The 24,564-nt window shown below is 65.6% G+C and carries 18 protein-coding genes, 1 pseudogene and 1 riboswitch; of the genes and pseudogenes, 7 read left to right on the top strand and 12 right to left on the bottom strand.

Annotation, left to right across the window (positions count from 1 at the left end):
- Positions 1-4 precede the first annotated feature (4 nt).
- From AC1RQK_RS31265 to AC1RQK_RS31255, 3 genes are all read right to left on the bottom strand, one after another.
- Positions 5-841, bottom strand: a complete 837-nt coding sequence (locus AC1RQK_RS31265) for an ABC transporter permease (RefSeq protein ID WP_492813308.1) — start codon at positions 839-841, stop codon at positions 5-7.
- Positions 842-847: 6 nt separating this feature from the next.
- Positions 848-1,705 carry an ABC transporter ATP-binding protein gene (locus AC1RQK_RS31260; protein ID WP_492813219.1) on the bottom strand — a complete coding sequence of 286 codons (858 nt, stop codon included), beginning with the start codon at positions 1,703-1,705 and terminating at the stop codon, positions 848-850.
- Positions 1,706-1,876: 171 nt separating this feature from the next.
- A complete protein-coding gene (locus AC1RQK_RS31255; RefSeq protein ID WP_492813217.1) occupies positions 1,877-3,280 on the bottom strand; it encodes an aminotransferase-like domain-containing protein in 1,404 nt (467 codons plus the stop codon).
- Between the two features lie 306 nt (positions 3,281-3,586).
- Between AC1RQK_RS31255 and cyoA the strand changes: the two genes are divergently transcribed.
- The 4 genes from cyoA (at position 3,587) to cyoD (ending at position 7,514) form a co-directional block, all read left to right on the top strand.
- The gene (cyoA, locus tag AC1RQK_RS31250) at positions 3,587-4,480 is read left to right on the top strand and encodes a ubiquinol oxidase subunit II (protein ID WP_492813215.1); all 894 of its coding nucleotides are present in this window, start codon (positions 3,587-3,589) and stop codon (positions 4,478-4,480) included.
- A gap of 80 nt (positions 4,481-4,560) precedes the next feature.
- Positions 4,561-6,537, top strand: coding sequence for a cytochrome o ubiquinol oxidase subunit I (gene cyoB / locus AC1RQK_RS31245; RefSeq protein ID WP_174425386.1), 1,977 nt, complete (start codon positions 4,561-4,563; stop codon positions 6,535-6,537).
- A gap of 3 nt (positions 6,538-6,540) precedes the next feature.
- Complete coding sequence (cyoC, locus tag AC1RQK_RS31240; protein ID WP_043354234.1) at positions 6,541-7,143, top strand: cytochrome o ubiquinol oxidase subunit III; 603 nt, start codon at positions 6,541-6,543, stop codon at positions 7,141-7,143.
- Positions 7,140-7,514, top strand: coding sequence for a cytochrome o ubiquinol oxidase subunit IV (cyoD, locus tag AC1RQK_RS31235; RefSeq protein WP_492374511.1), 375 nt, complete (start codon positions 7,140-7,142; stop codon positions 7,512-7,514). Before cyoC ends, cyoD begins: the two co-directional genes overlap by 4 nt.
- A 102-nt stretch (positions 7,515-7,616) precedes the next feature.
- On the opposite strand, the gene AC1RQK_RS31230 is transcribed toward cyoD, so the two are convergent.
- From AC1RQK_RS31230 to AC1RQK_RS31210, 5 genes are all read right to left on the bottom strand, one after another.
- Entirely contained in the window at positions 7,617-8,258 is a 642-nt protein-coding gene (locus AC1RQK_RS31230) for a hypothetical protein (protein ID WP_492813212.1), read from the bottom strand.
- Between the two features lie 188 nt (positions 8,259-8,446).
- Positions 8,447-8,686 carry a DUF2789 domain-containing protein gene (locus tag AC1RQK_RS31225; RefSeq protein ID WP_492375736.1) on the bottom strand — a complete coding sequence of 80 codons (240 nt, stop codon included), beginning with the start codon at positions 8,684-8,686 and terminating at the stop codon, positions 8,447-8,449.
- A gap of 69 nt (positions 8,687-8,755) precedes the next feature.
- Positions 8,756-9,913 (bottom strand): acyl-CoA dehydrogenase family protein, encoded by a 1,158-nt coding sequence (locus AC1RQK_RS31220; RefSeq protein WP_492375756.1) that lies wholly within the window; start codon positions 9,911-9,913, stop codon positions 8,756-8,758.
- Between the two features lie 128 nt (positions 9,914-10,041).
- On the bottom strand, positions 10,042-10,701 hold the full coding sequence (locus AC1RQK_RS31215; RefSeq protein ID WP_492375737.1) for a response regulator transcription factor: 660 nt from the start codon (positions 10,699-10,701) through the stop codon (positions 10,042-10,044).
- Between the two features lie 221 nt (positions 10,702-10,922).
- Positions 10,923-15,293 carry an ATP-binding protein gene (locus AC1RQK_RS31210; protein WP_492813209.1) on the bottom strand — a complete coding sequence of 1,457 codons (4,371 nt, stop codon included), beginning with the start codon at positions 15,291-15,293 and terminating at the stop codon, positions 10,923-10,925.
- Between the two features lie 343 nt (positions 15,294-15,636).
- On the opposite strand from AC1RQK_RS31210, the gene AC1RQK_RS31205 reads away from it, so the two are divergent.
- Entirely contained in the window at positions 15,637-16,035 is a 399-nt protein-coding gene (locus AC1RQK_RS31205) for a response regulator transcription factor (RefSeq protein WP_492813207.1), read from the top strand.
- A 20-nt stretch (positions 16,036-16,055) separates the two neighbouring features.
- Complete coding sequence (locus tag AC1RQK_RS31200; protein WP_492813205.1) at positions 16,056-17,243, top strand: MFS transporter; 1,188 nt, start codon at positions 16,056-16,058, stop codon at positions 17,241-17,243.
- 16 nt (positions 17,244-17,259) lie between these two features.
- Here AC1RQK_RS31200 and AC1RQK_RS31195 read toward each other — a convergent pair whose 3' ends face one another.
- Entirely contained in the window at positions 17,260-18,891 is a 1,632-nt protein-coding gene (locus AC1RQK_RS31195; RefSeq protein ID WP_492813203.1) for an MFS transporter, read from the bottom strand.
- A gap of 167 nt (positions 18,892-19,058) precedes the next feature.
- Entirely contained in the window at positions 19,059-20,057 is a 999-nt protein-coding gene (locus tag AC1RQK_RS31190; protein ID WP_492813201.1) for a helix-turn-helix domain-containing protein, read from the bottom strand.
- A 355-nt stretch (positions 20,058-20,412) separates the two neighbouring features.
- Between AC1RQK_RS31190 and AC1RQK_RS31185 the strand changes: the two genes are divergently transcribed.
- The gene (locus AC1RQK_RS31185) at positions 20,413-22,842 is read left to right on the top strand and encodes a DUF3772 domain-containing protein (protein WP_492813199.1); all 2,430 of its coding nucleotides are present in this window, start codon (positions 20,413-20,415) and stop codon (positions 22,840-22,842) included.
- A 13-nt stretch (positions 22,843-22,855) separates the two neighbouring features.
- On the opposite strand, the gene AC1RQK_RS31180 is transcribed toward AC1RQK_RS31185, so the two are convergent.
- Both AC1RQK_RS31180 and AC1RQK_RS31175 read right to left on the bottom strand, forming a co-directional pair.
- Entirely contained in the window at positions 22,856-24,124 is a 1,269-nt protein-coding gene (locus AC1RQK_RS31180; RefSeq protein WP_492375744.1) for a D-amino acid dehydrogenase, read from the bottom strand.
- A 168-nt stretch (positions 24,125-24,292) separates the two neighbouring features.
- A riboswitch (glycine riboswitch) is annotated at positions 24,293-24,389 on the bottom strand.
- A gap of 98 nt (positions 24,390-24,487) precedes the next feature.
- Positions 24,488-24,564 (bottom strand): annotated as a pseudogene (locus AC1RQK_RS31175) (hydrolase); the annotation flags it as partial.

The raw sequence follows: 24,564 nt of genomic DNA, 5'->3' as shown, positions 1-24,564 counted from the left end.
CGCCTCAGCCGCCTTGCACGTCGAGCCGGCGCATCGTGCGTCCCATGGCCGCATGGCCAACGCTCACCAGTAGCACGATCCAAAGGCATTGCAGGCCCAGCCCGCAGAGCATTTGCGCGCCGCCCAGCTGCCCGAAATAGATCCGCGCCGGAATATCCATCACGCCCGCTAACGGTTGCACCAGCAGCACGGTCTGCCAGGTGTCGGGCAGTAGTGCCAGAGGCAGCAGGTTCCCGGAGAAGACGATGACGACGGGTCCCGCCAGCGTATTGATGCCGCGTTCGTTGAGCGCGGCTGCCGCCGCGATGTTGAGCAGCATCACCAGCGATGTGGACAGCAGCAGCGCGAGCAGCACCGAAGCGATGAAGCCCAAGCCCGCAGCCAGTCCGGCAGGCGGCTGCCAGGCCCATTCACCCAGCCCGGCAATTGGCAGCGCAATGCCAGCAAAGGCCAGCATCAGGGCCACACGCGGTAGCGCGCGCGCCGCCGTCCAGCCGGCCGAGCGTGCAAACCACAGCGCATAGGCATTCACCGGCCGCAGCCGGTCGTATGCCACGGCTCCGGTGCGCACCGCCTGCGCCACCTCGGGGTCGCCCATCCACGGCAGCAGTGCGAGCAAGCCTTGGGCCAACCACGTGTAGGTGATGGCCTGCGCGAGCGACAGCGGCGCGCTCGCCGCCGCCGCGCTGCGGTAGAACGCCACCAGTACCATGATCTTGATTCCCCCCCACCAGCACTGCGTAACGAAGCCCGCGTATACCGCCACCCGGTACTGCAGCATCTGCAGGAACCGGGATCTGAACGCGGCGAGATAGGGACGCAGGAGTTCGCGCGGCGCCATCATGGACTAGGCCTCGACCGCGCCGTGCATCGCGTAGAAGCGCGCGATGACGGCCTCGATGGTCATACCCTCGTCTTCCGCGTCCGCTGACAGGCCCTCATCCAATCGGCGCGCAGCCACCACCTGGGAGCGCAACGCCTCGACCGCGCAGTCGGCCAGCACGCGGCCGTGGCCGATCACGATCACACGCTTGGCCAGCGCCTCGATGTCATGCATGTCGTGCGTGGTCAGTAACACGGTGGTGCCGCGTTCGTGGTTGGCGCGCCGCACGAAGTCACGGACCGCGAGCTTGGTGGGCGCATCGAGCCCGATTGTCGGCTCGTCCAGGAAGAGGATGTCGGGTTCGTGAAGCAACGCCGCCGCTATCTCCGCCCGCATGCGCTGCCCCAGCGACAACTGGCGCACCGGCTGGTCAAGCAAGCGCTCGAGATGCAATAGCGCGACCAGTTCGTCGCGCGTGCGGGCAAAGCGCACCGGGTCGACCCGATAGATGTCGCGCAGCAGCGCGAAGCCGTCGCCCACCGGCAGATCCCACCAAAGTTGCGTGCGCTGCCCGAACACCACGCCGATGCGTGCCACGTGCCGCTCGCGGTCGGCGAAAGGGGCGCGCCCGTCGATTTCGACGCGGCCGCCGTCGGGCCGCAGGATACCGGCAAGGATCTTGATGGTGGTCGATTTGCCAGCGCCGTTTGGGCCAATGAGGCCAAGCAGTTCGCCGCGCTGCAGTTCGAATGACACCCCCGCCAGCGCATCGACCGTGCGATAGCGCGGCCGAATCAACGCACGCAGCGCACCGAGCACGCCCGGGTCGCGCTCGTGGATGCGGTAGGTCTTGTGTAGACGACTAACGATGATCTGGGGCATGGCGGCGCGCTATGGCGGCGCAAAGAGGGCGGGCAAGCTTACATGAAGTGTGATCGGCGGTCCACCCCACACCCCAACCTTTCCGATCTTGCGGCGACGGTGCTTCCGCCTGGCGTCGTCTTGAGACCCTCACTTCGCCACGCAGATCGGCGCAGACCCAAAAAACTCCCCCTAAACCACAATCTCCCGCGACGCCTGCGGCCTGCGCACCAGCAACTCAGCCAGCTTCTTCAACGCAGCAGCAAGATGGGCACGCGTCTCGACACCTCCCAGCGAGATGCGGATCGCATTGGGCGGCGTGGGGCCAGCATAGAACGCATCGGAAGCGGTAACACGCAGATCCTCCGCACGCGCGGCCTGCGTCAGCGCCAGCGAAGTCCAGTAGCTCGGCAAGTTGTGCCAGACGTGTATGCCGCTGGGTGGTGCCTGGTCCGCGCTGAACAGCAACTGCCGTGCAAGCTCTCGCCGCGCGAAGGCTTCCGTGCGGATCCCAGCCAGCAACTGCGCGGCGGAGCCTTCGTGAATCCACTGCGTGGCCAGGGCTGTCGACAGCGGCGTGGACATCAGCGCGAAGGAGCGCAGCGCGGCCAGCACGCCCGCCCGGCCGCGCGCTTCGGGCAGGCGGATATAGGCGGTCCGCAGCCCCGGGCTCAGGCATTTCGACAGCGTGGCAACGTAGTAGACCTGGCCCGGCGCAAAGTGGGCCACGGGCGGCGGCGCGTCGCTGCCGAGCAGCCAGTAAGGATCGTCCTCGATAATCCAGGCGCCGCACTTCTGCGCGGCCAGCGCGACATCGCGGCGCCGGTGCGCGGGCATGGTCCGCGTGGTCGGGTTCTGGATGGTCGGGTTGAGGTAGATCGCGCGTGCGCCATGCTCGCGCAACGCTTGCTCCATCGCATCGGGCCGCATGCCGTCGTCATCGGTGGCCACCGTCACCACGCGGCGCCCGAGCTGCTCGGCCGCCGCGCGCAGGCCGGGATAGGTCAGCGGCTCCGCAAGGATGGCGTCGCCGGGCTGCGTGAGCGTGAGGATCAGCGCCGCCAGCGCGGCCTGCGCGCCGGGGCAGGCAATCAGCTGCTGCGGGCTGACCGACTCCAGCACCGGCTTGAGCCACATGGCGCCGGCGGCCCGGTCCGCCCTGCTGCCGCCACCAAGCTGGTAGGTCATGAGCAGGTGCGCATCGGAGCGCAGCAGCACCTGCGAAAGCCCGCGCTGCAGCAAATCATGGAAATCCACGCCGGCGGGCGGCGGCGGCACGTTCATGCTCAGGTCGACCATCTGTGCCAGTTCGACCTTTGGCGGGGCGACGAAGGTGCCCAGCGCCCCGCGCGCCTCGATCAGGTTGCGCCGCTTGGCCTCGGTGAACGCACGCGTCACCGTGGTGAGATCCACCCCGAGCTGCCTGGCCAGCTCGCGCTGCGGCGGCAGGCGGTCGCCGGGGTTCAGGCGCCCGTCCCCGACCGCGCGCTCGATGAAGCCAACGATCTGCTGGTAGCGCGCGCCCTCGCCGCGCACGAAGGCGGCGGCCCAGCCGGGACCGGCGCCGTCATCTTGTATGGATTTACTCTGATGCATTTTGCTTTATGTATGGCCTTTGTCTTACATTATCATGCGCCGCAGCATCACACAAATCCATACATTTAACGCTTTGTATGCGTTTCCCGCCAGTCCGGCGGAATCCCCTCTCTCGCGATGGTTTCCAGCGTGCCGTGGCAGGCAGTCCCGACGCGCGCGCCGGTTATGTGATGCATAACTAAGGTGTGTCTTATGCGTAACTCAAATGCCGGGGCAGACGCTGCTGTCCGGCGAGAATCCAGCGCTTGGCTGAATGCTTGCAAGGGAGGGTTCCGCCATGCGGGACTGTTCCTCGGTGGAGCAGCGATGCTCCTTCTCAGTGGCTGCCAGCTGGAGCTGCTATCCCCGAAGGGCGACATCGGGCATCAGGAAAAGACGCTGATCCTGGTCTCGCTGTTCATCATGCTGCTGGTCGTCGTGCCCGTCATTTTCCTGACGCTGTATTTCGGCTGGCGGTATCGCGCCTCCAACACCAAGGCAACGTATGCGCCCAAGTGGGCGCACTCCACGCGGATCGAGGTGGTCATCTGGACCATCCCGTGCGTGATTGTGGCCGGCCTGGCGGTGCTGATCTGGAACACCACGCATTCGCTGGACCCCTACAAGCCGCTGGAGTCGACCGTCAAGCCCATCCGCGTCGAAGCCGTGGCGCTGAACTGGAAATGGCTGTTCATCTACCCGGACTACGGCATCGCCTCGGTCAACCGGCTGCCCATCCCGGTCGATACGCCGATCAATTTCAGCATCACCGCGGAATCGATGATGAACTCCCTGTTCATCCCGCAGCTCGGCAGCATGGTCTATGCCATGGCCGGCATGCAGACCAAGCTGCACCTGATCGCCGACACGCCCGGCACCTACGCGGGCATGTCCGCGGCCTACAGCGGCCCCGGCTTCTCCGACATGCATTTCGACACCGTGGCCACCTCGCGCGAGGCGTTCGACGCGTGGGTACGGCAGGCCAGGCAGTCGCCGCTGACGCTGGACGAGAAGGCCTACAAGACGCTGGAGCTGCCGAGCACCAAGGAGCCGGCGACGGTCTACGCGGGCGTTGCGCCCGGCCTGTTCCAGAACATCGTCAACAAGTACATGCATAGCGATCTGCGCGCCAATATGCGCGGCAATACGCTTGGTAATACGCGTGGTGATGCGCTTGGCGACGTATGCACAGCCCAAAGCCCCCCGCTGGCCATCAACTGATGAAGCCAATGAATCCGAAACACATGCACTGCATGCCACACACACAACGCCACCGCGCCGCGGCCACGGAGCACTGATCCATGTTCGGCAAACTGAACCTCGAGGCGATTCCGTACCATGAGCCCATCATCATGGGTACGCTGGCCGCCGTCATTCTGGGCGGCGTCGCGCTGCTCGGCGCCGTGACCTACTTCGGCAAATGGAAATACCTGTGGACCGAGTGGATCTGCTCGGTCGACCACAAGCGCATCGGCGTGATGTACATCATCATGGCGCTGGTCATGCTGCTGCGCGGCTTTGCCGACGCCATCATGATGCGCGCGCAGCAGGCGATCGCTGTGGGCGATGCGGCCGGCTACCTGCCTCCACACCACTACGACCAGATCTTCACCGCCCACGGCGTGATCATGATCTTCTTCGTGGCAACGCCGTTCATCCTCGGCTTGATGAACGTCATCGTGCCGCTGCAGATCGGCGCGCGCGACGTAGCCTATCCGTTCGTCAACTCGCTCAGCTTCTGGCTGGCGGCAGCGGGCGCGGTGCTGGTGATGATGTCGATGTTCGTCGGCGACTTTGCCGCCACGGGCTGGGTCGCCTATCCACCGTTGTCCGAGCTGGGATATAGCCCGACGGTGGGGGTGGACTACTACATATGGTCACTACAGATATCGGGCCTGGGAACCACGCTCACCGGGATCAACTTCATCGTCACCATCCTGCGCATGCGTGCCCCGGGCCTGACGCTGATGAAGATGCCGGTGTTCACCTGGACCGCGCTGATCACCAACATCCTGATCGTTGCCGTGTTCCCGGTGCTGACCGCCACGCTCGCGCTGCTCACCGCCGACCGCTACCTGGGCATGCACTTCTTTACCAATGAGCTTGGCGGCAACGCCATGATGTACGTCAACCTGATCTGGGTCTGGGGACACCCGGAGGTCTACATCCTCATCCTGCCGTGCTTCGGAGCCTTCTCGGAGATCATCTCCACGTTCTCCGGCAAGCCGCTGTTCGGCTACAAGTCGATGGTGTACGCCACCTCGTCCATCGGCATCCTGTCGTTCTTCGTCTGGCTGCACCACTTCTTCACGATGGGTTCCGGCGCGAACGTCAATGCCTTCTTCGGGATCATGACAACCATCATCTCGATCCCGACGGGCGTGAAGCTGTTCAACTGGCTGTTCACGATGTATCGCGGCCGCATCCGCTACCACTCGTCCACGCTGTGGACGATCGGCTTCATGGTGACCTTTGCCATCGGCGGCATGACGGGCGTGCTGCTGGCCGTGCCCGGCGCGGACTTCTTGCTGCATAACAGCCTGTTCCTGGTCGCGCACTTCCACAACGTGATCATTGGCGGCGTCATCTTCGGCTGCCTGGCCGCCATGAGCTTCTGGTTCCCCAAGGTGTTCGGCTTCACCCTGAACGAGCGCTGGGGCAAGATCTCGTTCTGGTGCTGGCTGGTGGGCTTCTATCTGGCCTTCATGCCGCTCTACGTGCTCGGCTTCAAGGGCATGACCCGCCGGATGAACCACTACACGCACGCCGACTGGCAGCCCTACCTGATCGTGGCGCTGTGCGGCGCCGTGATCATCGGCGCCGGCATCGTCGCCCTGCTCATCCAGCTGGCCGTGAGCGTGCGCGACCGCAAGCAAAACCCCGACCTCACCGGCGACCCGTGGGATGGCCGCAGCCTGGAGTGGGCCACCGCATCGCCGGCCCCCTTCTACAACTTCGCCCATGTGCCGCACATCACCTCGCTGGAACAGCACTGGGATGACAAGGAGGCGGGGCGCGCCTATGTGCGGCCAGCCCACTACGAGGACATCCATATGCCCAGGAACACCAGCGCAGGCGTGATCGTGTCGGCGTTCGGCCTGGTGCTCTGCTTCGCGCTCGTCTGGCACATGTGGGCGATCGCGGGCCTTGGCCTGCTGGGCGTGATCGGCACCTTCATCGCACGGACCTACAACCGCGACGTGGACTACTACGTCCCGGCGGCCGAAGTCGAACGCATCGAAAACGCGCGCTATGCGCAGCTACGCAAGGCGGCTTGACCCATGAGCTACACAGTCATTCACAACACGCACGAGCACGTCGCGCACGACGACGGATCCAAGACCACACTGGGGTTCTGGATCTACCTGATGAGCGACTGCCTGATCTTCGCCGTGCTGTTCGCCACCTTCGGGGTGCTCGCCGGCAATACGGCAGGCGGCCCGAGCGGCCGGGAGCTGTTCGAGCTGCCGTTCGTGCTCGGCGAAACCATGCTGCTGCTGATCAGCAGCTTCACCTTCGGCGTGGCCATGCTGAACATGCAGCCCGGGCGGGAGCGCCAGGTCATCCAATGGCTGGGCATCACGTTCCTCCTTGGCGCGGCCTTCATCGCCATGGAGCTGTATGAGTTTGCCGAGCTGCTGCATGCCGGCGCGGGGCCGGGCGTCAGCGCGTTCCTGTCTGCCTACTTCTCCCTGGTGGGCACCCACGGCCTGCACGTGAGTTGCGGCCTGCTGTGGATCCTGGTCATGATGCACCAGGTCAAGTCCTTCGGCCTGGATGGCGTGACCCGGCGCCGCCTGGCCTGCCTCAGCCTGTTCTGGCACTTCCTGGACCTGATCTGGATCTGCGTGTTCACCTTTGTCTATCTGCGAGAGTTTGTATGAAGACCGCCCATCTCCACACAGGATCCGCGGCACATGCCGCGCACGGCAGCCTGAAAGGCTATGCGATCGGCTTTGTGCTGTCGCTGGTGCTCACCCTCGCGTCGTTCGGCGCGGTGATGGGCGGGTTCGTGCCCAAGGGCATGGGCCTTGCCGCCATCGTGGTGCTTTGCGTTGCGCAGCTGGTGGTGCAGCTGGTGTTTTTCCTGCACATCGGGACGTCCGCGGACCAGCGCATGAACACGGCAATCTTCGTGTGCACCGGGGTGCTGATCGCCATCATCGTGGCAGGCTCGCTGTGGGTCATGCATAACGCGAACGTCAACATGATGCCGATGGATATGTCGCCGGAACGCGCGCGTCTGCGCGACTAGCACCACGGCCGCCAAGGGCACCATGGCGTGGCCGCCCCCTCGGCGGGGGCCGGCCACGCGCCGCCGTCAGGCGGCGTGCTTGCGAATGACTAGATAGAATGACTAGAAAAGCAGGCTGCCGACGGCCGCCGTGCGGCTGGCCGCGGGCCAGTGGCGGATGTTCTGAAACCGCGTGGTCCGGTCGCCAAGCATGCTGGCGCCCCCTTCCCAATAGACCCAGCTCCGGCCCCTTCTGAGACGGTCCAGGTAGGCGTCTTCAAACCCGGCCGGCAAGCGATTGGCCATGGACGCCAGCGCGCTTTCGTCAGCGCCGAATGCACCGGCAAGCCTGAATTTCCCGCCAGACAGGCCATCCGCGATTCTCAGGTCCAGGTAAGGCACGAACAGGCCGATGCGGCGCAGCGCCGCCGGCATCGCACAGCCCCATGCGTGGACGGCAGCACGCAACGCACCGAGCGCGAGCAGGAACGCCCGCTCATTCCTGGCCGTCAGCACACGCCCACTAAGCACGCCATCCATCAGTTCCTTGCCCGCGGCGGTGAAAGCCGGCGGTGCAAGCGAGACACCTTCGGGATGCCCCTGGCCGAGAAGCGCAAGGCAAGCCGCGAGGCCGCTTGCGCTTTGCTCGCCCATGCTCAAAGCCGGACAACGCGGATCGGATTCGGAAAGCAGAACCAGCACATCGGCAGCGTGGCGTGGCGACGCCAGCACGATGCGGTCATAGGCGAGACCGGCGTCTCGCATGCACAGTTCAAGCGCGGTGCAGGCCGGACATCCGGCCAATACAAATAACTGGTACTTCATGGCTGCGGCGGTTTCCCCTGGCGTCGACAATGACGCGCGTCCAGGGGATGTTGCCGCACCGCAACAATGCAGAACAGGAGCAGAAGTACGCTATTTGGAGCAGAGCAGAGTCGAATTCCGCCGGGGCGTTAGCCTGGCACCCGCAGCGCCGCATTCAGCTGGTCAACCACTTCCGCCCAGTCAGCATCCTCCAGGATTTCCTCCCGCAGCAACGTGGCCTGCGCGGGCGTCCAGAACGGGGCGTCCGCAAGCACGACATCGGGGGCCAGGGGAGAATGCGCGGCCAGGAATTCACGGATCGCCTGATCGTCGGCGGGCAGGCCGAGTTGCGCAAACAACTCGGAAAAATGGTGGAAGGAATTGTCCACGGCGAGCGTACCTCCTTTGGTGAAGACACATCACTGCATCAATGTTCGACCCTGCGCGCTGAAACCGCCTCAGCCCCGCGCTATCCGCTTGGCCATGCTCCAGCGATGCACCTCGGAGGGACCATCGTAGATCCGGAAGGCGCGCATGTCGCGGAAGATGCGCGCAACAATGGTTTCGTCCGTCACCCCGCTGCCACCAAGCACCTGCACGGAACGATCCACCACCCGCCACAACGCCTCCGAGCAGTACACCTTGGCCAGGCTAGACTCGTCGCGCCCCTTCTCGCCCTGGTCCAGCACCCAGGCGCAGTGCCAGATGGTCAGGCGCGCGGTGTGCATATCCATTTCGTTGTCGGCCAGCATGAACCCCACGCCCTCATGCTCCACCAGGGTCCGGCCAAACGCAAGGCGCTGCCGCGCATAGTTGACCGCAATGTCATGCGCGCGCCGGGCCGCCCCGAGCCAGCGCATGCAGTGCGTCAGCCGCGCCGGGGCCAGGCGCAGCTGCGCGTAGCGGAATCCTTCCCCAAGCTTGCCGAGCACGTCGCGCTCGGGAACGCGCAGGCCATCGAAGCGCACCACGGCATGCCCACCCGTGAAGCACGTATCGAGCGCGTCCATCTGCCGCTCGATCTCGACACCGGCCTGGTTCATGTCAGCGAGGAACATGGTGGCGGTGCCGTCTTCCATCCGTGCCATGATGATGGCGAAGGTGGCGCCGGTGGCGCCCGTGATAAACCACTTCCTGCCCGTGATCACGAAATGATCCCCATCGCGCACCGCCGTGGTTTGCAGCATCGACGGATCGGCCCCCGCGCCTGGCGCCGGCTCGGTCATGCAAAAGCACGAGCGCGTGTGCCCAAGGATCAGGGGATGTAGCCAGCGCGCCTTCTGCTCCGGCGTGGCGACCAGCTCCATCAGGTGGATATTGCCTTCGTCCGGCGCATGGATATTCATCGCGATCGGCCCCAGCGGCGAGTAGCCCGCCTCTTCAAAGACAATGGCCTTGTCCCGGTGCGAAAGCCCGAGGCCTCCGGCCTGCGTGCTGGCGTGGGGTGTCAGCAAGCCCACCGCCCTTGCCTTGTCCACCAGGTCCGCGCGCAGATCCTCGGTGGGGCCGTGCGCCGTTTGCCGCGGATCGCGCTCCATCGGCATGACCTGGTCCGCAATGAACTGGCGGGTGCGCTCCTGCAGCTCCCGTTGAACGGGCGTCAAACTGAAGTCCATCATCTTGCTTTGCCTCGCCTTGCTTCGTTTTCTGATTGGGCCATTGCAGCCATGCAGAACAAATTGTAGGCGAGGCAGGCGTCCCGGCGCGAGGCGTGTGGATGTGCAGGCGTGGCTATACTGCGCGGCTAGCACGCGACGTGGCAGACGCCAAGTTGCTGGGCCATCAGCACGAGATCGGCAAACGTGCGCGCCTTCATCTTGCGCATGGCCTGCCCGCGGTGGATCTTTACCGTCACCTCGCTAATGCCGATGCGGCTGGCAATCTGCTTGTTCATCAGCCCGGATGCGGCCAGTGCCATCACCTCCGACTCGCGCGGCGTCAGTGTCTCGAAACTGCTGCGAAGCCCCTGGGCCCTGCGCATTCCCTCGCGTCGCCGGCGGTCTTTCTCGAGCGCCGCCGAGACCGCATCGAGCAGGTCCTGATCGCGAAACGGCTTGGCCATGAAGTCTTCCGCGCCAGCCTTCATCGCTGCCACGGTCATGGCAATATCGCCATAGCCTGTCATGAAGATGATCGGGACACAGATGCCCAATTGCCCCAGGTGCGCCTGCAGGTCCAGTCCACTCTGGCCGCGCAGCCTGACGTCGAGCACCAGGCAGCAAGGTGCCTCTGGCAACCGGTATTCAAGCAATTCCGCGGCCGAGCCGAACAGCGCGGCACGCATGCCGACCGAGCGAAACAGGTTGCCCAGCGCACCGCGCAGCAGCGCGTCGTCGTCGACGACCAGCACCAACCCTTCGTCCGGGGTAATCGTTTCGACAGGCTCCAGGCTTTGAATTGTCACGGTCAGTTTCTCCAGTCAGCTTCAAAGGCACCAGCAAGAACGCGGACAACGTCAATCGTTGTGTCGGGCTGCGCGGGGCTGTGTCGCCGTGTGGCTTCCCCGCGGGCACTGTACGCTTTTGCCTTGCCGGCATATTGTCAATTTGTGCCGGCTTTTGTCTACTGTGGCTGATTAGCGCGCACCTCACATTCCAAGTTGAATAGCGATCACTTTAAGAGAGGTCACGGCTGTGGTTGCGGCACAGGCAAGGTAAAGGAGAAGGCCGCGCCAGGGCCTGCCGGATGCTGGCCGCTTTGCGCCGCGGAGCGCACGGGAGACTCGGCCCATATGGACCCACCATGCGCTTCGACGATCGATCGGCAGATCGACAGGCCCATGCCCAGCCCTTGCTCGCGCGTGGTGTAGAAAGCCTCGAACAGCTTGTCCAGCTTTCCCGCCTCGATACCCGGGCCGGTATCCTCCACGCGCAACAGTACCTGGCCCTCGGCTGGCGCCGCCGTGGTGACACGAAGGTGACGGCGCCCCGGGCGGCGGCATGACATTGCCTGGATGGCATTGACAAGCAGGTTGATGATCACCTGCTGCAACTGGATGCGGTCGCCGAGCACTTGCGGCAGCCCGGCCACGCAGTCCTGGGCAATGACGATGGCGTGAGCCTCGGCCTGGTGCTTCACCATGGCTACGGTCTCGGCCGCAAGGTCGCTCAGCTGCAACGGCAAACGACGAGACTCCCCCTTGCGCGCGAGCGCCCGGATGCGCCGGATCACCTCGCTTGCGCGCAGTCCTTCCGCGATCATGTTCTCCACCGCATGACGCGCTTCATCGAGATTGGGTTCAGGACGGTTGATCCAGCGCAGGCACGCGCCGCCATAGGTGACGATACCGGTCAGCGGCTGATTGACCTCGTGTGCGATCGATGCCGCCAGCTCGCCAAGCGTGGTGACACGGGAGACGTGCGCCAGTTCGGCTTGTGCCCGCTGGCGCTCCTGGTTCTGGCGCAGCAACTCGGCATACAGCCTGGCATTCTCCAGCGAGATGGCCGCCTGGGAGGCCAGCATGGCCAGCAGGTTGATTCGCCGGCCGGTGAACAACGCATCTGCCAGATTATTCTCCAGGTAAAGCACGCCGATCAGCTCGGCCTGCTTTGCCAACGCCAGGCAGGCCACCGAGCGCACGCTGCGCGCCTTGACGTCCGGATCCTGCCCGAACTTCGCATGCGTCCTGGCATTGTCGAGGACAAAATCCGCGCGGGTCGTGAGCGCCGCGTCGACGATGGCACGGGGATAGGGCACGGCACCGGCCGGATCCAGGTCGACCACGATGCCGGATCGCTCGGTGCGGGCTTGCGCGGCCAAGCGCAGTGCACCGTCCTGCCGGAGAAACAGCAGCGCCCGCTGCGCGGCCGCCTGCTGAAGGGTGGTTGTCAGCAGCGTGTTGATCAGGCGGTCGAGCTGTATCTCGCCGGCCAGCGTCTGCGTCGCCCTGATGGCGGTGTCGAGGTCCAGCTGGGAGGCTGGGCCGATATAAGTAGCGGGCTGAAGGGCCGCCACGCCGGCTTGTTCGATGGCCGCGCGGCCCGTGTCCAGATCCGTGCCGTCATGGGCGCGAGCGCGCGCCTCCAGCTTGCGCACCTGGCCGTCGGCGCCCCAGTTGCCATAGGCATCGCGTGCCTTGCGCAGGTAAGCCATTGCCGGCGCCGCCAGGCCCTGTTCGAAACAGCAGCGCGCGCAAAGATCGTAGGCCAGGGCCTCGTCATGAACCTGGTCCCGCTCTCTCGCCTGGCGGGCCGCTTGTTCGTACTGCCGCATGGCCTGCAAGGGCTCCCGCGCCATGCGCAAGGCTTCGGCCGACAGGATGCCCGCGCGCGCGCCGAAGTTGGCGGGATTCTCCCGTGCCCAGGCGCTCAGCTGGTCGTGATGGCGCCTGAAGGCCGCCGCGTGCGCGCTGCCAGGCACGTGGCCAGATGTGTGGCCCGGGAATGCCGGCGCCCAGGCCAGCGTGAGCGCCGCGAAAAAATGATAGTCCGCGATCTCCAGGAAATAAGGGGCGGCCCAAAGCAGCGGCTCCGCCTTGCCCGCCGCGTCCAGCGCCCCCCGATAGTCGTCCGCGGCGAAGCAGGCCTGCAGCTTGCGAATCCAGTAGCAGCAGGCGGCGACGGCGAGGCGGGGGTCGGCCTGCAGTCTTGCCTCGGCTTCCGGCAGCCCCGGCTCGCTGGCGTCCAGCGCCATCCAGCCCGCGGCCCTGCCCCGCAGCACCGCAACATACCTGGATTGCGCGCTCAGGATGTCGACGACCCGCCCCAGGCCCAGCGAGCGGGCGAAAGCCAGGCCAGCCTCGATCTTCGCCTCCACGTCGGCCAGCGGCTCCGCGCAAGCCAGCAGATGGGTCACCAGCTGGTTGCGGCTGTAGGCAGCGAAATTGAAATCCCCCGTCTGCCGGCCCTCTTCGAAACTGCGCTCGATCAGTTCGCGCCCACCGCGGATGGGCTGGGTCCACGGCAGCAGCAACGCGCCAAAGCACATATGGACCTTGGCGCGAAAGCGGCCCATGCCCTCCTGCGCGACCAGCGCCAGGCCGGCCTGGCCCAGGCGATAACCCAGCCCGTAGTCGCCACGGCGTGGCCCGATCGTCATGCCAAGGTGAACGTAGGCAATGCAGGAGGCTTCGTCGTTGCCATGCTCCAGGCTGATGAGCGCCATCCAGAGCGGTATCAGGTCGCGCAGGTTCCGGTCCATGAACGACGCGGGCGACATCACCTCGGCCAGGACGCTGAGCGTGGCGCGCCACACCGGGCTATGCATGCGCGGCAAGCTGGCCAGCGACTCGACCGGCCGATCGCCCAGCAATGCAAGCAAGCGCTGGTACTCCTCCTCCACCTGCCCCCGCGCGCCGGGCCGGAAGTCCAGGCCCATCGTGCGGATGAACCCCAGCCCCAGCCGGACGGCGTGGTCGGACTGGTCAAGCGCCGTATGCACCGCCACTTGCAGCCGCGTGACCGCCGCCAGGTCATAGGGTGTCCGCGTCCTGGCGCTCAGGTCCAGCAAACTGGCCGCGGCAGCGCCGAGCCGGCCACCAACGAATTCGCACTCGGCCCGCCCCATCGCCAACGCCAGCGCCAATGCGTGATGGGTCTCCCATGCCCCGTCTGGCAGCCATCGCTCGCCGGCGGAAAAATAGGCACTGGCGCGGTCGTAGGCGGTTGTCTTCATCGCGCGAAGTGCGGCCTCCAGGCTCAGTTGGGCAACCTGGAGCCGCTCGCCGCCATCGAGGTGGATGCCGACTGCCCGGTTGAACTGATCAACCGCGCAGAAGACGCCGCCGTCGCGGCTGCCTTCGCCGATGTCACCGCCGATGTCACCGCTGTTGTCACCGCTGTTGTCACCGCTGTTGTCACCGCTGTTGTCACCGTGCTCCACCCGCTGCGCCAGCCGGCGGCCAAGCCGCAGGTGCAAGGCCGGGCGATCAGCTGCCGGGATCAAGGCATAGGCCGCCTCCTGGACCCGTTCGTGGGCGAAGTGATAGCAGGCGTCGCCGACCACGATGTAGCCCCCGGCCACGGCTTCGGCCAACAGGCCGCCAAGGCGTGCCTCGCTGACACCCAGCGCCTGAGCCGCTGTTGCCGCCGGCACCGTGCTGCCCAGGCAAGACAGGGCCATCAGCAAGGCGCCTGTTTCTGGCGGCAGTCGCTGCAGGCCCTCGGCAAGCAAACCCGGCGCATCGCCCGGGATATCCGGCGAGTCAGGCAATGGAGCGCTCGCGACCAGATCCAGGCTGCCCTGGTTGCGCCACGCCGCAAGGCACCGCCGCAGTTCGCCGGCAAGCGCGCTCGCGCTAGGGTAGCGTTCCTCGGGCGCCTTGGCCAGCAACCGCATCACCATGGCCGACAACACTGGCGCAACGGCGTCGTTGCGCTCGCACGGCGCCACCGGCAGTCTTGCGAAATGGCTGTGCACCCAGCCGACCGGCTCGCTGGCTTCGAGCGGCAGGACACCCGTAAGCATCTGATACAGGATCACGCCCAGCGCGTAGAGGTCCGCCCGTGCGTCGACCGCCGACTCTCCCCTGGCGGCCTGCTCGGGCGCCATGTAGGCCAGGGTTCCCGCCAGCATCTGGGGTTCCGCGGCTGGCAAAGTGCCGGACGATGCGACGGTGGCGATACCGAACCCGGTAATCCAGGCCCGTTCCCGGTTCGGTGCGAGAAGGAGATGCGCAGGCTTGATGTCCCGGTGGACGATGCCGGATTCGTGCATGGCCGCGATCGCGGCGGACACGGCGATTGCGATTTCCAGGAAGGCATCCAGCGGGAACGGCTGGCCAAGCATCTGGGCCAGCGGCAAGCCTCCCTCGTCGGCCGCGAGCAGGGCCGGCCTGCGGTCATAGCGGATCAATGCCACCGGGACCGCTGCCCAATCGGATCGCAGCAGGTCCCGCAAGGTGTATTCGTGCTCGAGGCGTCGCCGTACGCCAGCCGCGCTGGCAGCCGGGCCGGCGAGCGAAAGCAGCACGGGCGAGCATCCGGCGGCGGTCCCGCGAAGCAGCGCGATCTCACCGTCCAGCAAATACTCGAGCTTGTAGCTGCGCAACGAATTCATCGGACCTGGGACAGCATCATGAAAGCTGGGAATCTCAGAGTATATTGCGCCAAGGAGGGGCAATCCGCTGTAGAGGAGGCGTGCGCCGGTGTCGCCGTCTCATACTTTGGTGTTACCCCCGGCCACGTCAGGCCTTGCCCGCGCGGACCAGGCCTGGCCTGATAGCACGGTGGGGACGGCGCGGCCGGACCGCCCTCCCCTGCGCGCCCGGGGGGAATCCCTGACCGATGCCGACAATACCACCGTATGATTCCACTGAGTGCGACAGCGCGATATCCTCGTAGCAAGCGATGGGGGCCTCCGACCGCTTCGTCACCGCTCATGACAAAAGGAGGAACATCGTGTGATAGCTACCCCGGTGATCGCCATCGTCGACGACGATGCTGCTGTCCGACAAGCCCTGGGAAGCCTGCTCCGCTCCTTCAACATGAGCGTCGAGCTTTATGCGAGCGGGAACGATCTGCTGCAGTCAAACACCATCGATGCCATTTCCTGCCTGGTCGCCGACGTGCAGATGCCCGCGATGAACGGCTTCGCGCTTTGCGAACACCTCCGCGCACGCGGGTTTTCCACGCCAGTGATTTTCATGACGGCCTTCCCCGAGGAGCGCTACCGGCAACGCGCCCAGGCGATCGGCGCTGTCTGTTTTCTCAGCAAACCGTTCATGGAAGCTGACATCATCCGTTGCATCGGGAACGTGCTGGCGCGAAGCGCGAATTCCGGGCCGCAGCCAGGGGACTGAAGACGATGTCCGAAAGCGTGATGCCCCTGGGACTCGGCATGCGCCGCGAGCGGCTTGCCCTGGGCCTGAGCGGCTTCTTTGCCGCCGCCTCCATCCGGGCTGCCGACACGCTGCTGCCGGCCTTGTCTCGCGATTTTGGGATCTCCGCGGGAAAGACCGGTGTGGCGGTGACAAGCTTCATGCTGGCCTACGCCGCATTCCAGCTGATCTACGGGCCCCTGGCCGAGCGCTACGGCAAGCTGCGTGTCATCGCGGCCGCCTTGCTGGCCTGCGCCGTTGCCAATTTCAGCCAGTCGCTGGCGCCTGGCTTCGAATGGCTGGTGGTGCTGCGCGCCATGGCCGGCGCCGCAGCCGCGGGCGTCATCCCGATCTGCCTGGCGCGCCTCGGCGACACCGAACCACTGGTCTCGCGGCAGAGCCTGCTCGCGCGCTATTCAGTGGCCACGATCTGCGGACTGATGACCGGCCAATGGGTATCCGGGCTCGTCGCCGATGCGCTGGGCTGGCGTGCCGCCTTCGCGCTGCTGGCGGCCGGCTTCGCCTGCGTGGCCGCGATCCTGGCCAGCCTGGCACGCCGCGATGAAACGGCCGGCTATTGGCAGCGCGGGGCACCCGGCCCGCGGCCGGGGCCAGCAACCCTGCTGAAATCCGCATGGGTGCGCCGGGTACTCGGCATGACCTTGCTGCTGGGCTTGCTCTGCCCGAGCGTGTTCGCCTTTGTGCCGACCTACCTCAAGCTCCGCTTTGCCTTGTCCCTGGCAGCGGCCGGCGCCATCACGTCGATGCACGGCATAGGCGGGCTGCTGTACGCCGGCTTCGCGCCGGCGCTGATTCGCAGGATGGGACGGCAGCGCCTGGCCAGGCTGGCGGCCGCGCTGCTTGGCGTGGGGATGGCCTGCATTGCGCTTGGGCAACACTGGCTCTGGATCGCCGCGGGGTGCCTGTGCGCGGGCTGTGGCTACTACATCGTCCTGAATGCAATGCAAACCGCCGCCACGCAGATGGCGCCTTCGCAACGCGCGAACGCCGTCGCCCTGTTTGCGTTCTGCCTGTTCGCCGGCCAGGGCCTTGGCGTGCTGCTGGCCGCGCGCCTGGTGGACACGGCCGGCATTCCGGCCTTGTTCGCCATCAGCGGCGTGCTCGTGATCCTGCTGATCCTGGCGCTGTCCAGGCAACTGCTGCCGCGCCTGGACGCCACCCCGCCCTGATCCGGCGCAGGTGTGGTCAGCTGCCGTCCGGTGCTGCCAGGTGGCGCACGACGGGCGGCGCGGCACCGCGGTGAAAACCATGCACGCGCGTCTGGATCAGTTTGTCGTTCATGGTGTGGCGCTCGTGCTGGCGCAGATGCTCCAGCCACGACTCCACCAGGAAGGTCTCGATAAAGCGTCCGGGCGCGGCCAGGTCCTCGTAGGCACCCCAGGACAGCGCACCGCTGCGACGACGAATCCGGCGCATCTCCTGCACGGCCTTGGCGAACGCTGCCGTATCCTCGCGCGCAACCTCGTACTCCACGCAGATCATCACCGGCCCACGGTCGTGGGCCACGTCCAGTTCACCCGGGTGCAGAAAACCTGAAGGCGCCAGGTCCAGTTCCGGCGAGATGCCCAGTCGCCACCGCAGTGCAGTGGCGCATGCAAGGACCAGCCCCGCTGCCGCCAGCACCAGGGCGACGGGAATGCCCAGCAGCGCGGCGGCTTTGCCCCATAGCGCGCTCCCCGCAGTCATGGCGCCGAAGAACACGGTCAGGTAAGCCGCCAGCGCGCGTGCCTTGACCCAGCCCGCGGCGCTGCGCTGGGCGGCCACATTGAGTGTGGACAGTACCGCGATCCAAGCCAGCCCGGCAAACAGCAGTGCGGCTGCCAGCAGCCAGAAATGCCGCACATAGGCCAGCGCGAGCAAGCTCAGCGCGAACAGCAGGCTTGCCAGCACCACCATGCGATCGGCGGAGACCCGGCCGCGCAGCTTGGGGAGCACAAGGGCGCCACCGACGGCGCCCAGGCCGATGCTGGCCAGCAGCAAGCCATATCCGCCCGGACCGAGGCCCAGTTCCCGCCTGGCCACCAGCGGAAGCAGCGCCCAGCCGGCACTGCCGAAGAGAAAAAACGCGACCGCCCTGACCAGCACGACCCGCAGCAGCGGCGCGGCCTCCACGTACCGCAGGCCGGCACGCACGGCCGAAAAGAAATGCTCAGACGGCAGGTTCCGCCGGGCGGGCTCGGCCTTCCACCGATACAGCACCAGCGTCACGCCCAGCACCGACAGCGCGTTGAGCAGAAAGACCACCGCGGGCCCGGAGAACGACAGGATCAAGCCGCCCAGCGCAGGGCCAATCGCACGGCTGATATTGATCCCCAGGGAGTTCAGCGCAATGGCCGGCGGCAAGTCCGCCTTGTCGACCAGATCCGGCACGATGGCCTGGAACGGCGGCGAGCTCATCGCCGCGCCGGTACTCAGCAAAAACGCGGCAAGCAGCAGCACATGGGCGTTGACCAGGCCGGTAAGCGCAAGCACACCCAGCGTGGTCGCCACGACCAGCGTCCAAAGCTGCGCGAAGATCAGGTACTTGCGCCGGTCGACGATATCGGCCAGCACCCCGGACGGCAGGGCGAACAGGAACATCGGCAGGCTGCCCGCTGCCTGCACCAGGGCGACCATCAGGGGATCGGGATCGAGCGAGGTCATCAGCCAGCTGGCACCCACGTCGTTCATCCAGGTGCCCACATTGGACGCCACCGTGGCGATCCATAGCATCCGGAAAGTGCGGTGCCGCAGCGGGCTCCACGGCGAGCCGGCAGCACCGGCGCTGCCGCGCTCGGCGGCAGGCGTGCCGGCAGTGCCGGCTTGAGAGTCATTCATGGCTTGGTCGCAAGTTGCTCAGGCACTGACGGTGGTAATGCCAACAGTGGCACAGCCGCATTGTGTGGAGCACAGCGGGCGCCGTCTACCCATACCAAGGGACAATTGTTTTGTGCCTCGGCACCGGCTAGCATCGGCGCTGACGCATTGGCCTTGCGCCCAGCGCGTCAGGCGTGAACCCTGCGGCGCCAGTTGCCGGGAGAGACGCCGACCGCTTGCGAGAACACGCGGGTGAAATGGCTTTGATCGGAGAAGCCACAAGCCACGGCCACTTCCGCCAGGGAGAGTCCTGATTCGCGCAGGAGCCCGCGGGCGCGCTCCAGGCGCTGGGCCGCCAGCCACTGATAGGGTGTCTGGCCAGTCGTATCCCGGAAGGCACGGGTGAAATGGCTACGCGACAGGTTGCAGGCGTCGGCGACGTCCGCAATGGACAGATCGCCATCGATCTTGGCGATCAGCATTTCCTTGGCCATCGCCACGCTGCGTTGCGACAGCAACCGGTTTGTCTTGGGCGTCGCGACGGATCCATTCCCATAGTGCTCGACGAGATAGGTCCCGATGGTGAAGCCCAGCTGATCGACGAACAGCTTGCTGGCCATCCCGGGGTGGCTCAGCGCCGGCGCCGCCGCCTGGGCGAGATGCGCCAGTACCTGGTCTTGCTCTCCCGCCGCGCTGCGCAGCCCCAGGATGCGCGAGCGGCCTAGTTCCGCGCTGGTGCGCTCGATAAAGGTGCGGGAAATCTCCAGCAGGATGAAATCGAAATAACCATAAAAATCGGCTTTATAGTCTTCAAAGAAATTCCGGATATAGATGGAGTTCCTTTCAAATTCGTGGGTACTCGCGCGGCGCTCATGAAACACCCGGCGGCGATGTCCCGTGCACAGCGAAACCCCGACCAGAAAGCCACGATTCGACGCCGAAGTGATAACCTGGCTCGCTTTCTCGCCCGGCGAGCTTTTGCGGAAAAACTGGATCTCGCTGCCGGCGAGCTTCTGATCCTTGGAGAGCTTTTCCGCGGCGCACCCGAATGCGTCAATCGATACAGGGGCCGCGAGCGAGATGGAGGTATTGGCGTTGACGGACATGATCTCACACGGGAATAAACCACCACCATGAAAACCCACGCCGCGGCAGCAGCGGCTGACCAAGAATAGCAGAGCTTGCATGCCGCTCGCGTGAAACCTTGGATGGTACAGGTCGAGTGACGCAAGCGCCTGTTGCCTGCTGAAAACCAAGGGCGCGCGATGCCTTCTGTATAATTCAAACTCTTTCAGGCAATTCTCCCGTATCAAGCGGCGTGCCAATCACGCGGCATCGCCAATAGTCCGACGGACTATAGAGCACACGCCGGCAAGATCGCCCCTGGCGCTCCGATCGACTTCCATCTCGATCGCCGCGCGGCCGCCCAACATCCTGATCGTCGCCCGCCGGTCATCGACCGTCTGACGAGCCATGGCAATCCACGCGAACCTGCGCGATTGCCGGCCCGGCAAGCCGATCAGTAAGGATCTATCTCTTTCTATGAGCAAACTCCCCAGGCTCGCGCTGAGCCTTGTGCTGGTTGCGCTATTGCACCTGATCCCCACAGCGCTTCCGGCCGCGGCAGCCGCCGACACCACCGCGAATGCGGATGCTCCCGCGACCAGGCCGCCATCGCGCGCGGATGCCGTTGCCGAGCTGAAACGGCTCCAGACCGAGCAGGACCGCATCAAGCAACTGGCATCGTCGCCCACCAGCGGCACGCAGCTCGAAGGGCTGGATGACGCCATCCACCAGTTGGCAGGCGACGTCGACAAGCTGAGCGCGGCGCTCACGCCCCAGCGTGCGCAGTTGCAGGCACAGCTCGACGTGCTCGGGCCGCCACCCGCCGCCGGCACCACACCGGAGGCCGCTGCAGTCGCACAGCAGAGGGCAGACCTGAACGCGCGCAAGGCGCAACTGGACAGCGGACTGAAGCAAGCGGCCGAGGTCAAGGGCAATGTCACCAACCTGACCGAGCAGATCGCCAAGCTGCAGCGCAGCCGCTTGAAGAACCAGCTCGCGCTGCGCTCGGCCAGCATTCTCAGCATGGCATTCTGGGAGCCGTTGTTCGCGCCAAGCCCAGAGGACCAGCAGCGGTTGAACGCGTTCAAGGGACAAGTTACCCCGTTGTGGGACCTGGCCTGGCAGCCCGGGCGGCAGGCAATCACCGCCCTGCTTCTGCTGCTTGCGATCGGCGCCTGGACCATCGGCCGGCGGCTGATCGAGCGGGCGCTGGCATGGTTCTGTCTGACCCGTTTGCCCGAGAGCCGGCTGCGGCGCAGCGCACTCGCGCTTGCAACGGCACTCGCGACGGTTGCGGCAACCGCCATCGCGGTACAGATTGTGTGTTTTGCTTTCGCCCCGCACTACGAATTGCCAGCTCAGGTGCAGGACCTGATCAGCGAACTCGGCAAGCTGACGCTGACAAGCGCGCTGATCGCGGGCCTGGGACGGGCATTGCTGTGCACGCGCCATCCCTCATGGCGCGTGCCTGCGCTCGCCGACAAGGTCGCGCTGGCGATGCGTCCGTTCCCTAGTGTCCTCGCGGGCCTGCTGCTGATCGCCGGCACACTCGAGCAACTCAACCGGACCGCGGACACAAGCCTGCAGGTGACCTTGCTAGGCCGCGGCCTGGTGTCGCTTGTGGTGGTGCTGACAATCGGCGCGGCGCTGCTGCGCGCCAACCGCGTGCGCACGAAGCTCGCCGCTGCGGGCGAGCGGCCTGAATCGCGCTCCACCTTTGCGGGCCTGATCCACGCTGGCGTAACGGTGACGGTCGTCGCCTCGCTGATGGCGCTGCTGATCGGCTACATCACGTTCGCGCGCTTCCTGACCTACGAGCTTGTCTGGATCGACATCGTCCTGTGCAGCCTGTACCTGTTGACGCAACTGACCCGCGACGTCTGCGAAAGCGTGTTCAGCGCGCACCATCCAAGCGGCAAAGTCATCAAGCAGTTATTCGGACTCGGGGACAGCCATCTCGCGCAGGCGTCGACGGTGCTCTCGGGGATCGGCACCAGCCTGCTGCTCCTGGTGGCCGTCATCGCGCTGCTGACCGGCGGCTTCGGCACCACGCCGAGCGACCTGCTCAACAGCCTGCTGACGATGCTCGGCGGCGAGCGGCTGCGCAGCCTCAACATCATGCCCGACCGCATCCTGAACGCTGTCATCGCGCTCTCGGTCGGCACCTACCTGCTGCGCTCGGTGCGGCGCTGGCTGGACGCGGAACTCTTGCCGAAGGTCTGCATGGAAGCGGGCCTGCGCGCATCGCTCATCACGCTGTTCAGCAACATCGGCTATGTGCTGATCGTATTGCTGACGCTGTCGCTGTTGGGCGTCAGGTGGGAAAACCTGGCCTGGATCGTCAGCGCGCTGTCCGTGGGTATTGGCTTCGGCCTGCAGGAGATCGTCAAGAACTTCGTGTCGGGGCTCATCCTGCTGACCGAGCGCCCGGTGAAGGTCGGCGACATGGTGAGCATCGGCGGCGTGGAGGGCGACATCAAGCGCATCAACGTGCGCGCGACGGAGATCCTGCTGGGCGACCGCTCGACCGTGATCGTGCCCAACTCGCAGTTGATCTCGCAGAACCTGCGCAACGTGACGATGAGCAACAGCACGCAAGGCGTCGCGACGCTGCTGCTCACCTTCCCGTTGAACATCGATCCTGAACAGGTGCGCGAACTGCTGCTCGACTCCTATCGGGAAAATGAAGCGATTCTCGACAAGCCCGCGCCATCCGTCACGTTCAGCCAGCTGGCGCCGAACGGGATCACGCTAAGCGTGACGGGCTACGTAGGCAGCCCGCGGATCGCCACCGCGACCAAGAGCGACCTGCTGTTCGAGATACTGAAGCGGCTGCGCGCGGCCGATATCTCGCTGTCGGTCCCGCAGACCTTGCGGGTGGAGAATATGGCCGCGCTTGGCGCGTAACGCGTCCGGCCCCTTACGGAGTCACCAGCGCCACCGAGTCCTGCACGCCATGCGCACGCCTGGCGCCCATGGCTTGCTGCACCACATCGCCGATCATGTCCGCAGTGACCGCCGACAGCGTCCATCCCAGGTGGCCGTGGCCGGTGTTGTAGAACACGCAGGACGCACGGCCCCGGCCCACGCGCGGCAGCATGGTAGGCATCATCGGCCGCAGGCCGGCCCAGGGCACCACGCTGCGCGTGCTGACACCGGGGAAGCACTGGTTGACCCACTCCACCAGCGGACGGATGCGGTCGGCGCGGATGTCGCGGTTGTAGCCATTGAACTCCGCCGTGCCCGCCACGCGGAAGCGGTCAACGCCCAGGCGGCTGGTGACCAGCTTGGTCTCGTCGTCGAGCAGGCTCACGACGGGCGCGGCCGCCTGGCTTTGCGCGTCGTTCAGGTTGACGGTGATCGAATAGCCCTTGACCGGATAGATGTTGACGCGATCGCCAAGGCTGGCCGCCAACGCCCGGCTGGCGGTGCCGGCACAGACGACCACGCCGTCGAACACGCGCGATTCGGCCTGCTGGCCGTCGCTGCTGACGATGGTGACCTGCCGGCCGTCAGTGCTGACCGACTGGACATCCTGGCTGTACAGGCAACGCACGCCCAGGCGGTCGATAGCCGCGGCCATGCCGCTGGTGAACTTGTGGATGTCGCCAGTAGAGTCGCTCTGGGTGAAATAGCCACCGTAGTACTGCCCGGCCAGGGTCGGCTCGATGGCGCGCATTTCTTCCGGCGTGACCGCGTGGCGCTCCAGCCCGCCCTCGGCCAGCAGCTTCGATACCCTGCCTGCATGCTCGAAACCCGCCTTGTCGCGATAGATATGGAGGATGCCTTCCTTCTTCAGGTCGAAATCGATGCCTTCGGCCGCCGCCCAGGAGAACAGGTGGTCACGCGCGGCAATCGCCAGGCGCGTGGTCTCGATGGTGTTCTTGCGGTAATGGGGAATGGCGGCGATGAACTCGGCGAACCAGGACAGCTTGTGCCAGCTCGGGCGCGGGTTGACCAGCAGCGGCGCATCGCTCTTGAGCATCCACTTGATGCCCTTGAGGATGGTGGACCAGTGTGTCCAGACTTCGGCGTTGGAAGCGGAAAGCTGGCCGCCGTTGGCGAACGAGGTTTCCATGGCGGCATAGCGGTGTTTTTCGAGCAGGGTGACCGAGAAACCGCGTTTGGCGAGCGCGTAGGCAGTGGTCACGCCGGTGATGCCACCACCGATAACGGCAATTGATTTCATCTCTATGGTTCCAGGACGTCGGATGGGAGCCTCTTGCGCAGCATGCGCAAAAGACGCCCCCTCTGTCCTTGACCTGAGAGATTCACGATACGCCACTTTGGGGGTGGCGGGGATCGCTTGCTCCTTCGGTACCGCCGGCTGACGAGCGCCGGGGTTCTTCAGAGTTCAAACGTGATACCGGTCCTTTTGCCTGAGAGTTTCCGGGGCGGTTGCTCCTTCGGCGCTGCCCGGCGCTTGGCCAGGCAGTCTCTCCCGATATCAACTTTGCATGATGCCGCCAGGTAATACCAGATGGCATGGCTCGGAACTTTAGCACTAGTCTGACTGCCTGGGGAATTTCCCTGCGGGTTCAGGCCGAGAATATCAGCGGGCCGGAACCGGGGCGATCGACGCGTGCGGCGTGGCGGTGCGCTGCGCGGCCTTGTGCACCATGGTGTAGG

It is taken from the genome of Cupriavidus sp. GW822-FHT02D05 (assembly GCF_058802485.1).
Note: the sequence above shows the minus strand (reverse complement) of the source record. Positions and strands in the feature narration are given on the sequence as shown.

What these genes read in the sequence shown, in the direction of transcription:
- AC1RQK_RS31265 (WP_492813308.1), bottom strand. Translation starts at nt 841, where the DNA reads ATGGCGCCGCGCGAACTCCTGCGTCCCTATCTCGCCGCGTTCAGATCC.
- AC1RQK_RS31260 (WP_492813219.1), bottom strand. Translation starts at nt 1,705, where the DNA reads ATGCCCCAGATCATCGTTAGTCGTCTACACAAGACCTACCGCATCCAC.
- AC1RQK_RS31255 (WP_492813217.1), bottom strand. Translation starts at nt 3,280, where the DNA reads ATGCATCAGAGTAAATCCATACAAGATGACGGCGCCGGTCCCGGCTGG.
- cyoA (WP_492813215.1), top strand. Translation starts at nt 3,587, where the DNA reads ATGCTCCTTCTCAGTGGCTGCCAGCTGGAGCTGCTATCCCCGAAGGGC.
- cyoB (WP_174425386.1), top strand. Translation starts at nt 4,561, where the DNA reads ATGTTCGGCAAACTGAACCTCGAGGCGATTCCGTACCATGAGCCCATC.
- cyoC (WP_043354234.1), top strand. Translation starts at nt 6,541, where the DNA reads ATGAGCTACACAGTCATTCACAACACGCACGAGCACGTCGCGCACGAC.
- cyoD (WP_492374511.1), top strand. Translation starts at nt 7,140, where the DNA reads ATGAAGACCGCCCATCTCCACACAGGATCCGCGGCACATGCCGCGCAC.
- AC1RQK_RS31230 (WP_492813212.1), bottom strand. Translation starts at nt 8,258, where the DNA reads ATGCGAGACGCCGGTCTCGCCTATGACCGCATCGTGCTGGCGTCGCCA.
- AC1RQK_RS31220 (WP_492375756.1), bottom strand. Translation starts at nt 9,913, where the DNA reads ATGGACTTCAGTTTGACGCCCGTTCAACGGGAGCTGCAGGAGCGCACC.
- AC1RQK_RS31210 (WP_492813209.1), bottom strand. Translation starts at nt 15,293, where the DNA reads ATGAATTCGTTGCGCAGCTACAAGCTCGAGTATTTGCTGGACGGTGAG.
- AC1RQK_RS31200 (WP_492813205.1), top strand. Translation starts at nt 16,056, where the DNA reads ATGCCCCTGGGACTCGGCATGCGCCGCGAGCGGCTTGCCCTGGGCCTG.
- AC1RQK_RS31195 (WP_492813203.1), bottom strand. Translation starts at nt 18,891, where the DNA reads ATGAATGACTCTCAAGCCGGCACTGCCGGCACGCCTGCCGCCGAGCGC.
- AC1RQK_RS31190 (WP_492813201.1), bottom strand. Translation starts at nt 20,057, where the DNA reads ATGCAAGCTCTGCTATTCTTGGTCAGCCGCTGCTGCCGCGGCGTGGGT.
- AC1RQK_RS31185 (WP_492813199.1), top strand. Translation starts at nt 20,413, where the DNA reads ATGAGCAAACTCCCCAGGCTCGCGCTGAGCCTTGTGCTGGTTGCGCTA.
- AC1RQK_RS31180 (WP_492375744.1), bottom strand. Translation starts at nt 24,124, where the DNA reads ATGAAATCAATTGCCGTTATCGGTGGTGGCATCACCGGCGTGACCACT.